This window comes from Pantoea sp. ABR1s, from assembly GCF_057812235.1.
On the sequence record NZ_CM173823.1, the window covers coordinates 1,073,064 to 1,086,585 of the forward strand.

The following is a 13,522-nucleotide window of genomic DNA, read 5'->3' on the forward strand; positions in this document are numbered from 1 at the left end:
ATCAGTGCGGCAGCAGGAAGATTGTCGCCAGCCCCAGGAAAATAAAGAAGCCGCCGGTGTCGGTAAGGGCGGTGATCAATACGCTGGAGCCGACGGCGGGATCGCGATTCATTTTAGTCATGACCAGCGGCACCAGCACGCCCATCAGCGCGGCCAGCAGCAGATTAAGCGCCATAGCCAGCATCATAACGCCGCCCAGCGCCATATTGTCATACATCATCCAGGTGATGCCGCCCATGATGCCGCCCCAGAACAGGCCGTTGATCAGCGCCACGCCAAGCTCGCGGACGATCAAAAACGAAAAGTTGCCCGGTTCAACCTGATGTAAGGCCAGCGCCCGCACAATCATGGTGATGGTCTGATTACCGGTATTGCCGCCGATACCCGCGACGATCGGCATCAGCGTGGCCAGCGCCACGATTTGCGAAATCGTCCCTTCAAACAGCCCGATAACCCGGGAGGCGACAAAGGCGGTACAGAGGTTAATCGCCAGCCAGGCCCAGCGTTTACGTACCGATTTACGCACCGGCGCGAACACATCCTCTTCCTGACTGATACCCCCCATTTTACGAATGTTGCTTTCGTTTTCGGCATTCACCAGGTCGATGATGTCTTCAATGGTCACGCGGCCAATCAGCTTGCCCCTGGCGTCGGTAACGGCGGCTGAAATGAGGTTATAACGTTCAAAGGCACTGGCTGCGTCTTCGGCCTTATCATTGAGCTGGAAGGTGGTAGGGCGGGCGTTCATCACGTCGCTCACCAAGGTTTTGGGTTTGTTAAGCAGGATGTCCGTCAGCAGCAGCTCGCCCAGCAGCTGATTATCTTTATTGGTGATGAAGAGTTTATCGGTACCGCCCGGCATGCTTTTGCGCTTGCGCAGAAAGCGTTGCACCGTTGCAAGCGTGACATCTTCACGCACCGTCAGGATATTGAAATCCATCACCCGGCCTACGCGGTCACGGTCAAGCTGCACCATATCGAGCATGCGGGCGCGCAGGGCGGGCTCCACCGTTGCCAGCAGGCGTCCGGTCAGGTCACGTGGCAGATAACGCGCAAGCCAGACCTGATCGTCGATATCCAGCGGCTGGATAGCGCGCAGGATATCGCGGTCGCTCATCTCTTCGGTGAGGCTGGCCCAGACCGTTTCAGACGCTTCAACCAGCACATGGCCGCGCCGCTCGTTCGGCACCAGCCGCCACAGCGCCTGACGTTCTTCTTCGGGCAGGGCTTCGAGAATATCCGCGAGGTCAGCGGCATGCAGTTGCAGAATGTCCTGCTCCAGCGCGTCACGCTGGGCCGCATTTTCACGTTGCTGTTCAGGATTGAGATCGCCCGATTTCTCCAGCAGGGCATCAACCAGATCGTGCTCGCTGAGCAGCAGCGTCAGAATGCGATGACGTATTTCACTTAAACGTTGAGAGTGAGAGGCAGACACATTGGATCCCTTAAGTCTGAAAGCACCAGCACGAAGTGTAGCGTTTCGCCTGAAAAAGGGATGCAAAAAAGAGTCCAGTTATCTGGATAACGTTTAAGTTTCAGGTGCGTTTCAGGCGAAAGGTCGTTATTGGTTATTCGCTATCGCGTATCGCCTGATGTTATGGCAACCGGTTCAGGAATAGCTTTCTGTTGCTGATGATGCTCGAAGGCAGCAGGCAGGATAAAAATCAGGCGACTAAAAAGAATGATAAAACTAATCAGCAACACAATGCGGGTCATGGTGCCGGTTTTTTGACGTCTTCGGGGAGAAATAGCGCTGTTCACGCGGGGTGGTTCCTGTAATGACCCCATCTGGGGCGACTGCAATATTTAGTCACAGTCGCCTGATGAAATCAATCGCTGTTGAAAAAAACAGCAGATAAAGATCAGTAACTCGCTTTTTGCGCCAGCAGCGTCGCAAACCGACAGGTGATGCGGTTGCCATTTTCATCTGTGCGATGCAGCTGACCGGGGTGCTCGTTGTACTTCACGATGTGCCAGTTGCGGTAGTAGTGGCTGAGCTCACCTGATTTAAACGCAAAGGAGAAATCAGCCGGGCAGGGCATATCGTCCGTGTTCATCGCCGCCACGATCAGGTTAAAACCGTCTCTGACCGTACAGGCCTGCATGTCGGCAATCAGCTGCGGAATGGTCTGCGGCTGCAGGAACATCATCACCACGGTCGACAGCACAAAGTTAAAGCCGCCATTAAAGCGCGTGTTGTTCAGGTCGCGCTGCTCGGTATGTATGCCGCTGAGATTTTCCTGCGCAATAATCTCCTGCAGGCGCGCCAGGCTTTGCGGATTATGATCCCACGCCGTGACGTCAAAACCGTGCTGATTCAGAAACAGCGTATTGCGTCCCACGCCACAGCCAAGGTCAAGCGCCTTGCCGACGTTGAGCTGGGGCAGCGCCGCAACCACTTCGGAGTGGGGCGGCGTTAAACCATAGGTTTCGGCAAAATAGTTTTCGCCTGAAAGGGGTGCGGTTGGTTGTGTCATATTCATCATTTCAGTTAAACGGGCGCCAGGCGCCCGTGTTGTCAGACTTCTTCTTCGAGGATCAGTTTCCATCCCGTGACGTCATTCCAGTAAACCTGCTCCCGTTCAAGATCGAGCTGAACCAGGTTGTTCTGCGTGAAATAGCCCGCCGGGAAGGTCAGCGTCCAGTGGCCGTCATCGCATTTCAGGGTTAACGCCTCCGGACGCGTGGTGGCCTGTCGCTGATTATTCAGCAGGGTACCCAGGCGCAGCAGGAAAATCAGCGGCACAAACTGCTTTTTCTTGAACAGCGTCACGCGCGGCAGTTCATCAAGCTTTATCGCTTTACGATGGAATCTGACCAGCGCCGCCAGCAGCATCTGCTGATCCTGATTGAAGCCCGGCAGGTTGGTGTTTTGCAGAATATAGGCTGAATGGCGTTGCAGGCCGCTGTGATTGATGGTCAGGCCCACTTCGTGCAGCATCGCCGCCCATTTCAGCAGTGCGGCCAGTTGTGGATTCGCCAGTTTCTGATTCTGCTCGCGCCACTGCAGATAAAGCTGCTCGGTGGTGTCGAGCACGCGTCGTGCCTGGTCGCTGTCGATAGCGTAATGGTTCGCCAGACTCTGTGCAGTACGGCTACGAATATCCTGATGGCGGAAACGGCCCTCCATCTCATAGAGCACACCTTCACGCAGCGCACCGTCGGAGAGGCGCAATTCGCGAATGGCCAGCGCATCAAATACGCCGCACAGAATCGCCAGCCCGGGTACAAACACACCTTTACGCTCTTCCGACAGACCCGGCAGGCTGAGTGCAGCAAAGGATTTGTGTTTCATCACCTCGTCATAGAGCTTTTCGAGGCGCTCAGGCGTAATCAGCTTCTCTTTTTCATCCATCGCCAGCAGCACTTCGCAGGCGGCTTTGATGGTGCCGGACGCGCCCAGCGCATATTGCCAGCCATGCAGACGATATTGCCACGCCAGCGTTTCCAGCTTCTGCGCGGCCGCTAAACGGGCGCGACGGAAGTTTTCACGGCTGATTTCACCTTTCGGGAAATAGAGCTGGGCAAAACTGACGCAACCCATGCGTCGGCTCTCAACAAGTTGCGGTTCAAAATCCTCACCAATGACCAGTTCGGTGGAGCCGCCGCCGATATCGATCACCAGCTTGCGGCCTTTCTCCGGCTGGGTATGTTCAACGCCCATAAAGATCAGGCGAGCCTCTTCATGGCCCGAAATCACCTCGATCGGATAGGGGATCACTTCGGCCGCACGTTGCAGGAAGGTTTCGGCGTTGACCGCCTCGCGCAGCGTATGGGTACCGACAATCGTCACGTTGCTTGGACTGAACCCCTGCAGGCGCTCGGCGAACAGGGCCAGGCAGGCTAACCCTCGCTCCATCGCTTCCTCGCTGAGGTTGTGCCGGGCATCCAGCCCGTCAGCCAGATGGACGCGCTGCTTAAGGCGGCCCAGTACCTGCATCGCACCATCGACAACCCGCGCAATCACCATATGGAAACTGTTCGAGCCCAGGTCAATCGCCGCAAACTCCTGGGGTTTTGGCGTACTTTTATGAGAAATTGGCATAGGATTTATTCAGGTTGTTCCAGTTTCTTGATGTAATCATAAATGGCCAGCTGCGATCGCACTTTACGACGATTGCCGCGCTGGACGTAATGGTTACTCAACTCTTTATCGACGATGCGGGCTTTCACCGTATCACTCAACTGAATAGCAATAATGTCGAGTATGCGCTGCCGGATGTGGGGATCGAGAATCGCCACTGCCACTTCGATACGGTAATCAATGTTACGTGTCATCCAGTCAGCGGAGGAGAGGAACACCTTCTTTTCGCCGCCATTCTCAAAAATATAGACGCGATCATGTTCCAGATAACGGTCAACAATACTGATGACACGAATATTTTCACTGATCCCGGGCAAGTCAGGGATTAATGAGCACATTCCGCGCACCAGAAGATTGACCTTCACCCCTACGCTGGAGGCTGTATAAAGCCGATCAACCAGACCTTTGTCCACCAGATTGTTGATTTTCAGAGTAATGCCGCAGGGCTTATTCTGCTGCGCATTAGCAATTTCGGTGTCGATTAGCTCATACAGCATCCGGCGCGAGTTCTGCGGCGAGACCATCAGATGATCGAACGTCACGGGCCGGTAGGGATTCTCAATAAAGTTGAACACCCGACGCACTTCATTGGTGATGCGCGCATCCGCGGTCAGCAATGAGTAGTCCGTATAGAGACGCGCGGTTTTCTCGTTAAAGTTGCCGGTACCGATATGCGCGTAGCGCACAATCTCTTCGCCTTCGCGGCGTGAAATCAGGAACAGCTTGGCATGGATCTTCAGGCCTGGTGCGGAGAAAATGACATGCACGCCCGCTTCAGTCAGGCGTTTCGCCCAGTAAATATTGGCTTCTTCATCAAAGCGCGCCTGCAGTTCCACCACCACCGTGACTTTTTTACCGTTATAGGCGGCATGGATCATCGCATCCATGATGCGGGAATGTTTAGCAACGCGGTAGATGTTGATTTTTATCGCCAGCACGCTGGGGTCGAACGACGCCTGACGCAGCAGCTCCAGCACATGCTCAAAGGTGTGGTACGGGTAGTAGAGCAGCACGTCGCGATTGCGAATCGCATCAAAGCCGTTGCGGAAACCATCAAAGCCGATGTGGCGAATCTGCGGCAGCGGGCGGTTCACCAGGTTGTTTTTACCGACGTTCGGGAAGCCGATAAAGTCTTTGAAGTTGTGGTAGCGGCCGCCTGGCAGGATGGAGTCCAGGTTTGAGATGGAAAGCTTGTGGCACAGCAGCGACACCATCGTGTCTGGCATATCGCGCTGGTAGACGAAACGCACCGGTTCCGCCGTCAGTCGCTGCTTCAGGCTGGAGGACATCAGCTCCAGCAGGCTCGACTCCATCTCCGTGACCAGGTCGTACTCGGCGTCACGCGTCATTTTCATTGAATAGGCGTTGAGCGCGTCGTAGTCGTAGAAACCTTTAAAAATGTCATCCAGGCAGTAGCGCAGAATGTTATCCAGCAGGATCATTGGCTTACGGCGGCGCGGTGGCTCAGCCGGTAAATTGATGAAACGAGGGACTTTGTCGGACGGAATTTCCAGCAGCGCATACTGAATATTGTCACCGCGAATGATCTCTACCGCCAGATAGGTGTAGTCATCTTTAAGGAATTCGGTCAGATCCGTTTCATGGGTGATCAGAATCGGCGAGATATGCTGACGCAGTTCGTGCTTGAAGTAGTGGCGCAGCCACGCCTGCTGATTGGATGAGAGCTGACGTTCGTTGATCAGGAAGATCTGGTTACGTGCCATCTCCAGCAGCAGATCGTTATATAACGCATCAAACTCCTGATCGGACTTCATTACCCGCTGCTGAATTTTCTTAAACAGATGGCGTGGCGTACTGGCGGAACCCTGCTCTTCACCAATCAGAATGCGGCGTTTGAGGTCTGCGAAACGCACTTTATAGAATTCGTCGAGATTATTGGAGTAGATACCCAGAAAGCGCATCCGCTCAATCAGTGGATTGCTTTTGTCTGCTGCTTCCTGCAAAACCCGTTCATTAAAGGATAACCAGCTTAATTCTTTTTCAATATAAAGCTTTACCTGACCCATTCTCACTCCATTTAGCGGTTGCAGGACTGAAGATCCAGTATCCACCAACATTATGGCGAGAGTATGGCAGCGTTGTCCAACGCCAGGAGTTGTCTTATCAATCGGCTACGGGCAACATAGCGGCTTATTTTGGCCTGCTAGCGGAACCGCATGAGCGCAAACCACATTCCTGTCCAATTCAGCGATCGTAAGCGTCGTGCCGTTGACCGTCTGACACGGCGACTGGTCACCTGCTGTGGCGTGGCGATCCTGCTATTGATGCTGCTGCTCTTCTGCTGGCTGATTGGCGTGGTATTACCGCTGTTTAATGCGCCGGGCCTGCAGATTGCGGCCAGCCAGCAACTCTGGGATCGTGCGCCAGCCTTAGCGATTGGCAATCAGGGGAAGGTCGGCTGGCGCATCAGCGAGCGCGGTGCGGCGCGTTTTATTCCGCTGGATGGTCAGCCTGCGGAACCGGCACTGGCCCTGACCCCGCCGCCCGGGGAGATAGTGCGGAGTGCCGATGAGCAGACGTTACTGCTGAATATGCAGGGTGCGCTGACTCTGATTCAGCCAACCGCCGACCAGCAGTGGCGTTTTCCGCTGGGAGACAAACCGTTTCATCTGCCCGATGGCGCAGTGACGAAGATGGCGCTGGCGACGCGCCATGCGGGTCAGTGGCGTATAGCCGCACTCACTGAGGCCGGACTCCGGGTGCTGACGCTCGGCACCGATCGCCAGGCCTCGGTTATCCCGCTGCCGCAACGCCAGCTGGATCTGCTGGCGCTCTCGCCGTCCGGCGATCTGCTCTACACCACCGAAGGCAATCTGCTGCGGGTCTGGCAACTTGACGATGACCGTGCACTATTGCGCGAAACGCACGCCCTGCCGCAGCGGCCAAAAAGTCTGCATCTGCTGGTGGGCGGCACAAGCCTGCTGATCCAGGATGGCAGCGGCGTCACGCAGTGGTTTGCTATCGCCAGCGAACAGGGGCCGCGCCTGCAGCGCATTCGTACTTTTGCCAACAGCGACGGTGAGACCATTCTGGTGACGGAATCACAACGCCGCGTGTTTGCGACGCTCAGTAAACAGGGGATGCTGCGGCTGTTTGCCAGCAAGCAGGATGGCCCGATACTGCAGCGTCAGCTGGAACCTGGCATTGTGCAGGCGCAGTTTTCGCCACGTGGCGACAGCCTGCTGATTGAACGGGCGGGAAGCTGGCAGACCCTGCGGCTTGATAATCCGTGGCCGGACGTCACCTGGCGCAATTTCTGGCAAAAAATCTGGTATGAAAATTACCCCGGACCGGACTGGATCTGGCAATCGACCGCGGCGGGTGACAGTTATCAGGCCAAGTTCAGCCTGATGCCGATGGTGATGGGTACGCTGAAAGCGGCGAGTTTAGCGCTGCTGTTTGCCACACCGCTGGCGCTGGCGGCGGCGATGTACACCGCCTGGTTTATGGCGCCAGGCCTGCGACGCTGGGTCAAACCGGCCATTGAGATGATGGGTGCGCTGCCAAGCGTAGTGGTGGGGCTGATTGCCGGGATCTGGCTCGCGCCGCATATTGGTCAGGCGCTGGTGGGTGTGCTGCTGCTACCGCTGACGCTGGCGGGCACGCTGCTGCTGTGCGGCGTATTCAGCGCGCGTTTACCGCCGCGCTGGCGTCAGCCGGGTCGTGAAGTGCTGATTCTGCTGCCGCTGTTGCTGCTGGTCACGCTGCTGACGCTGTGGCTGCCCACGCTGTTGATACCGGATGCGGGCGACTGGCTGCCGCATTACGAACAGCGCAATCTGCTGGTAGCCGCACTGGCGATGGGCTTTGCGCTGGTACCGCTGATCTTTACCCTCTCTGAGGATGCGCTGTTCAGCGTGCCGGCTGCACTGGGGCAGGGCTCGCTGGCACTGGGCGCGACGCCGTGGCAAACCCTGACCCGCGTCGTGCTGCCGGGTGCTTCCGCCGGTATTTTTGCCGCCCTGATGATTGGTCTGGGGCGTGCCGTAGGAGAAACCATGATTTTGCTGATGGCGACCGGCAACACGCCGCAAAGTGAAGGTGGCCTGTTCAGCGGCCTGCGCGCGCTGTCCGCCAATATCGCCATTGAGATGCCGGAAGCGGCGGCGGGGAGTGCCCATTATCGCGTGCTGTTTCTTAGCGCCCTGATGCTGCTGCTGTTTACGCTGGTGATCAACACAGTTGCCGAGCTGATCCGTCAGCGGCTGCGCCAGCGCTACAGCCAGCACGAGGAGCAGGCATGAAAGCGATGCAACAGAACGATCGCTGGCGCTGGCTAACCGCCGGTGCCGTAGCCGTCTGCCTGCTGGCCTTTACGCTGCTGATTGGGTTACTGGCCTGGCAGGGCGTGCGCGCTTTCTGGGCGCAGCGCGTCGATCTCTACACGTTTAGCCAGCCTGAAGGGGCCGAGACGCGCCTGCTGGGTGAAACCCTGGAACATCAGCGGCGCTTTCCGGCCCCGGCAGATGAGCAGGGCAACAGCGGCGGACAGGTTAATCGCTATCTGATTAAAACCGGTAACCGTGACTGGGACGCACCCGATTTCCGGGTGGTTTACAGTCGCACGGCGGCGCAGGTCAGCCAGCCCGCGGACATCATGGTGCTGCAGCGCCGCAGCCACGGTCAGGCATACGGCTGGTTTGTCGGCCTGCGTGAGGATAATGAAGAGCTGACTGCGCAGGATCCCGATGCACTGCTGCATCAGCGGCTCGGACAGGTGCAGATGCTGGTGCGGCAGGCTAATCAGATTCGCCGGGTCGATATGGCGCGCCTCAACAGCCAGCGTGAGCAGCTTGATGAGCAGGCGGCCACAAACCGTGCTGCCGGGCGCTTTGATCTGCAGGCCGAGTCAGAATATCAGGCCAATCAGGCCGCTTTGCAGCGCCGTTTTAATCAGCTGAGCGAGACACTGGCTTCGCTGCAACAGCAGAGTCAGCGCGATCTGTTAATCCTGCGGGATGTGCATGGCATCGAACATGCGATCCCGCTGACCGAAATCGTTGACAGCTGGAAGCCGAACGCGATGACGCTGACCGGCAAAACGCTGCATTTTCTGCATCAGCTGTGGCGTTTCGTCAGCGATTCACCCGCTGAAGGCGAGAGTGAATCCGGGGCGTTCCCGGCGATCTTTGGCACCGTGCTGATGGTGCTGCTGATGTCGGTGGTCGTGATGCCGCTGGGTGTCATCGCCGCCATCTGGCTGCATGAATATGCCGGACGCAATGCGCTGACCAGACTGGTGCGCATCGCGGTGGTCAATCTGGCAGGTGTTCCTTCAATCGTCTATGGCGTATTTGGTCTGGGCTTCTTTGTCTGGCTGGTGGGCGGCACGATAGACCAGCTCTTCTTCGCCAGCGCGCTGCCCAATCCCACCTTCGGGACACCTGGTTTGCTGTGGGCGTCGCTGACTCTGGCGTTACTAACGCTGCCGGTGGTGATTGTGGCGACCGAAGAGGGACTATCCCGCATTCCCAACAGCCTGCGGCAGGGGTCGCTGGCGCTGGGCGCGACTCAGGCGGAAACCCTGTGGAACGTGGTGCTGCCGATGGCGGTGCCTGCCATGCTGACCGGCCTGATTCTGGCGGTGGCGCGTGCCGCCGGTGAAACCGCGCCGCTGATGCTGGTTGGCGTGGTAAAAATGGTGCCGGAACTGCCCGTCGACGCGGTGTTTCCTTATCTGCATCTGGATCGCAAGTTTATGCATCTGGGCTTCCAGATTTACGATCTGGCGTTTCAGAGTCCGAATATTGAAGCTGACCGGCCGCTGGTGTTCGCCACCGCGCTGCTGCTGGTGCTGATTATTCTGTCGCTTAATCTGCTGGCGATGGGCCTGCGTCACCGTCTGCGTGAACGCTATCGCCTTATGACTCAATAACAGGCTATGACTATGACGTCCGACACGGATATCGCGCTGACCGTTAACCAGCTGTCGCTGTGGTATGGCGAGCGCCAGGCGCTGCAGGCTATTTCGCTGCAGGTGCCGAAAAACAAGATTACCGCGCTGATTGGTCCCTCCGGCTGTGGCAAATCGACGCTGCTGCGTTGCTTTAATCGCATGAATGATGTGATTGATCATTGCCGGGTCGAGGGTGAGGTGTTGCTGGGATCGCAGCCGATCCTGCGACCCGAGCAGGATCTCTCGGCGCTGCGTCGTCGGGTCGGCATGGTGTTTCAGCGCCCCAATCCTTTTCCAAAATCGATCTATGAAAATGTGGTCTACGGGCTGCGCTTACAGGGTGTACGCGATCGGCGGGTGCTGAACGAAGCCTGTGAACGTGCGCTGCGCGCGGCGGCGCTGTGGAGTGAGGTCAAAGATCAGCTGTCACAGAATGCGCTGACGCTCTCGACCGGACAGCAGCAGAGGCTGGTGATTGCCCGCGCCATTGCGATTGAACCGGAAGTTCTGCTGCTGGATGAGCCGACCTCCGCGCTCGATCCCATCTCCACGCTGGTGATTGAAGAGTTGATGACCACGCTCAAGCAGCATTTCACGCTGGTGCTGGTGACGCACAACATGCAGCAGGCTTCTCGCGTGTCAGATTACACCGCGTTTATGCATCAGGGCGCGTTAGTGGAGTTTGATGAGACTGACCGTATCTTTACCGCGCCAAAACAGCGACGGACCGAAGATTATATTACGGGGCGCTACGGTTAAGTCAGTAACGGGAGCAGAGCAGGTTGTTATGTCAGACGGCTCAAAGGTTCCCTGAGCCTTTACCCCGACCGCCAGCACTTCAGGGGAAGCCCCGGCTTCCCCTGTCGCGTCAGTCGTTAGCATAACCCTGCGGCGGCAGCGGTTCGCCATCCAGCCAGGCCTGGCCGTCACGCATCGCCAGACGACCCTCAACAAACCAGCCGATTACCATCGGATAGATGGCATGCTCCTGATGCTGCACCCGCTCCGTAATCTCCGCTTCGCTGTCGCCGGGAAAAACCGGGACTTTTGCCTGCAGGATCACCGGACCCCCATCCAGCTCATCAGTGACGAAATGCACGGAGGTGCCATGTTCGCTATCGCCATTTTCCAGCGCCTGACGATGCGTATGCAGACCCGGATATTTCGGCAACAGGGAAGGGTGGATATTCAGCAGGCGATCGTGAAAATGGGCTACGAACGCGCTGCTGAGAATGCGCATATATCCTGCCAGCACAATCAGGTCTGGACTGTAGGCTTCGATTTCAGCGATGAGCTGGCGATCGAAGTCTTCGCGGTCAGTGAAGTCGCTGGCGGCAAGCGAGTGGGCAGGAATGCCTGCCTCCTGCGCCCGCGTCAGGCCATAAGCGGCGGCGCGGTTGCTGAACACGGCAGCCACGCTGCCGTGAATCCGCCCGCTTGCACAGGCGTCAAGGATGGACTGAAGGTTACTTCCGTTGCCGGAAATCAGTACAACCAGCTTTTTCATCCGTTGATGACCACACGCTCTTCGGCATCAGACGCTTTAATTACGCCGAGCTTCCAGGCTTTCTCGCCCGCAGCCTGCATCAGCGCAATCGCGTTGTCCGCGTCTGCCGGACTCAGGGCGATGATCATGCCGACGCCGCAGTTAAAGGTGCGGTACATCTCGAAACGGCTGACGTTGCCTGCCTGCTGTAACCAGCTGAAGACGGCCGGCCACTGCCAGCTCTTCTCGTCGATCACCGCCTGAGTGTTATCGGGCAGCACGCGCGGAATATTCTCCCAGAAGCCGCCGCCGGTCAGGTGTGCGATAGCGTGCACATCGACCTGCTCAATCAGGCTCAGGATATTTTTCACGTAGATGCGGGTCGGTTCCAGCAGATGATCGGCCAGCGGTTTGCCTTCCAGCTGTTCAGCCAGCGGATCGGTGTTGCTGACTTCCAGAATCTTACGCACCAGCGAATAGCCGTTGGAGTGCGGGCCGCTGGAGCCGAGGGCGATAAGTACGTCGCCATCCTGCACCTTGCTGCCATCAATGATCTCTGACTTTTCAACCACGCCAACACAGAAACCGGCCACATCGTAATCTTCACCGTGATACATGCCTGGCATCTCAGCGGTTTCACCGCCCACCAGCGCACAACCCGACTGCAGACAACCTTCGGCGATGCCGGTGATCACCGCAGAGGCGGTATCCACATCCAGTTTGCCGGTAGCGTAGTAGTCGAGGAAGAAGAGGGGCTCGGCGCCCTGTACTACCAGGTCGTTGACGCACATCGCCACCAGGTCAACACCAATGGCATCGTGACGTTTGAGATCCATCGCCAGACGCAGCTTGGTGCCAACGCCATCGGTGCCGGAGACCAGCACCGGTTCACGGTATTTCTGCGGCAGCGCGCAAAGCGCACCAAAACCGCCCAGTCCACCCATCACTTCCGGGCGACGCGTCTTTTTCACTACGCCTTTAATACGGTCAACCAGAGCGTTACCAGCATCAATATCAACACCGGCGTCTTTGTAACTGAGAGAGGTTTTGTCGGTCACTGCGAGGTCCCCACGCGAGTTGCGGTTGGTGGTTTAAAATAAAGCGCGGCAATTCTATCAGTGCAGGCAAACGTTTGCGAGTCCGGGATTGCGCATCGGGCGATTTTCATTAATCCTCTATTTGTCCCGGTAAAACCCGCGGCTTTGCGCAAGAGCAGGTGGCGCGGAGCGTAAAAGGCGGTATAATCCCGCGATTTTTTTTTAGCTCAACTCATTCCGGGAGAACACCAATGAAGATCGTGGAAGTCAGACACCCGCTGGTCAAACATAAACTGGGCTTGATGCGTGAGCATGATATCAGTACAAAGCGTTTTCGCGAGCTGGCGTCTGAAGTGGGCAGCCTGCTGACCTACGAAGCGACCGCCGATCTGGAAACAGAGCGCGTAACCATTGAGGGCTGGAACGGCCCGGTAGAGATCGATCAGATCAAAGGCAAAAAAATCACGGTGGTGCCGATTCTGCGTGCCGGCCTGGGCATGATGGAAGGGGTGCTGGAGCACGTTCCCAGCGCCCGTATCAGCGTGGTGGGTGTTTACCGTGATGAAGAGACACTGGAGCCGGTTCCCTATTTCCAGAAGCTGGTCTCTAACATCGAAGAGCGCCTGGCGCTGGTCGTCGATCCTATGCTGGCGACCGGCGGTTCCATGATCGCCACCATCGACCTGCTGAAGAAAGCGGGCTGCACCAGCATTAAAGTGCTGGTACTGGTTGCCGCACCAGAAGGGATTGCCGCGCTGGAGAAAGCGCATCCTGACGTTGAGCTTTACACCGCGTCAGTGGATCAGGGACTGAATGAGAAGGGTTACATCATTCCCGGGCTCGGCGATGCCGGGGACAAGATTTTCGGAACCAAATAAATCGCACAGCCGACCAGAGAGTCGGCTTTTTTTTGGCAAAAAAAAGATCCCCGAACGGGTTTGGTGTGTCTGCGAGGCTCACCGGCGTGCCTGCTGCTGTGCCAGAGGCGCGCGCCCTGG

At 57.2% G+C, this 13,522-nt stretch carries 11 protein-coding genes; 4 read left to right on the top strand and 7 right to left on the bottom strand.

The genetic code is table 11. From position 1 onward, the window contains the following. Nucleotide 1: 1 nt before the first annotated feature. The 5 genes from mgtE to ppk1 form a co-directional block, all read right to left on the bottom strand. The gene (mgtE, locus tag ACXKZD_RS05040) at nt 2-1,435 is read right to left on the bottom strand and encodes a magnesium transporter (RefSeq protein WP_033758614.1); all 1,434 of its coding nucleotides are present in this window, start codon (nt 1,433-1,435) and stop codon (nt 2-4) included. A gap of 140 nt (nt 1,436-1,575) precedes the next feature. Next, nucleotides 1,576-1,761, bottom strand: coding sequence for a YfgG family protein (locus ACXKZD_RS05045; RefSeq protein ID WP_010671331.1), 186 nt, complete (start codon nt 1,759-1,761; stop codon nt 1,576-1,578). 101 nt (nt 1,762-1,862) lie between these two features. Continuing rightward, nucleotides 1,863-2,477 (bottom strand): tellurite resistance methyltransferase TehB, encoded by a 615-nt coding sequence (gene tehB / locus ACXKZD_RS05050; protein ID WP_010671332.1) that lies wholly within the window; start codon nt 2,475-2,477, stop codon nt 1,863-1,865. A 41-nt stretch (nt 2,478-2,518) separates the two neighbouring features. Further along, entirely contained in the window at nt 2,519-4,045 is a 1,527-nt protein-coding gene (gene ppx, locus ACXKZD_RS05055) for an exopolyphosphatase (protein WP_010260078.1), read from the bottom strand. A 5-nt stretch (nt 4,046-4,050) separates the two neighbouring features. Continuing rightward, complete coding sequence (gene ppk1 / locus ACXKZD_RS05060; protein ID WP_010671333.1) at nt 4,051-6,111, bottom strand: polyphosphate kinase 1; 2,061 nt, start codon at nt 6,109-6,111, stop codon at nt 4,051-4,053. Nucleotides 6,112-6,261: 150 nt separating this feature from the next. Between ppk1 and ACXKZD_RS05065 the strand changes: the two genes are divergently transcribed. The 3 genes from ACXKZD_RS05065 to pstB are packed head-to-tail and all read left to right on the top strand — an operon-like array spanning nt 6,262 to nt 10,760. After that, nucleotides 6,262-8,349, top strand: coding sequence for an ABC transporter permease subunit (locus ACXKZD_RS05065; RefSeq protein WP_307379043.1), 2,088 nt, complete (start codon nt 6,262-6,264; stop codon nt 8,347-8,349). Next, the gene (gene pstA / locus ACXKZD_RS05070; protein WP_488981911.1) at nt 8,346-9,980 is read left to right on the top strand and encodes a phosphate ABC transporter permease PstA; all 1,635 of its coding nucleotides are present in this window, start codon (nt 8,346-8,348) and stop codon (nt 9,978-9,980) included. Before ACXKZD_RS05065 ends, pstA begins: the two co-directional genes overlap by 4 nt. A 12-nt stretch (nt 9,981-9,992) precedes the next feature. Next, the gene (pstB, locus tag ACXKZD_RS05075; RefSeq protein ID WP_010260068.1) at nt 9,993-10,760 is read left to right on the top strand and encodes a phosphate ABC transporter ATP-binding protein PstB; all 768 of its coding nucleotides are present in this window, start codon (nt 9,993-9,995) and stop codon (nt 10,758-10,760) included. Nucleotides 10,761-10,869: 109 nt separating this feature from the next. Here pstB and purN read toward each other — a convergent pair whose 3' ends face one another. Together purN and purM are read right to left on the bottom strand one after the other, a co-directional pair. Further along, complete coding sequence (gene purN / locus ACXKZD_RS05080) at nt 10,870-11,508, bottom strand: phosphoribosylglycinamide formyltransferase (protein WP_409399414.1); 639 nt, start codon at nt 11,506-11,508, stop codon at nt 10,870-10,872. After that, nucleotides 11,505-12,545 (bottom strand): phosphoribosylformylglycinamidine cyclo-ligase, encoded by a 1,041-nt coding sequence (gene purM / locus ACXKZD_RS05085; RefSeq protein WP_010671337.1) that lies wholly within the window; start codon nt 12,543-12,545, stop codon nt 11,505-11,507. The genes purN and purM overlap by 4 nt, the downstream gene beginning before the upstream one ends. A gap of 230 nt (nt 12,546-12,775) precedes the next feature. On the opposite strand from purM, the gene upp reads away from it, so the two are divergent. Then, nucleotides 12,776-13,402 carry a uracil phosphoribosyltransferase gene (gene upp, locus ACXKZD_RS05090; RefSeq protein ID WP_009088774.1) on the top strand — a complete coding sequence of 209 codons (627 nt, stop codon included), beginning with the start codon at nt 12,776-12,778 and terminating at the stop codon, nt 13,400-13,402. Nucleotides 13,403-13,522: the final 120 nt, after the last annotated feature.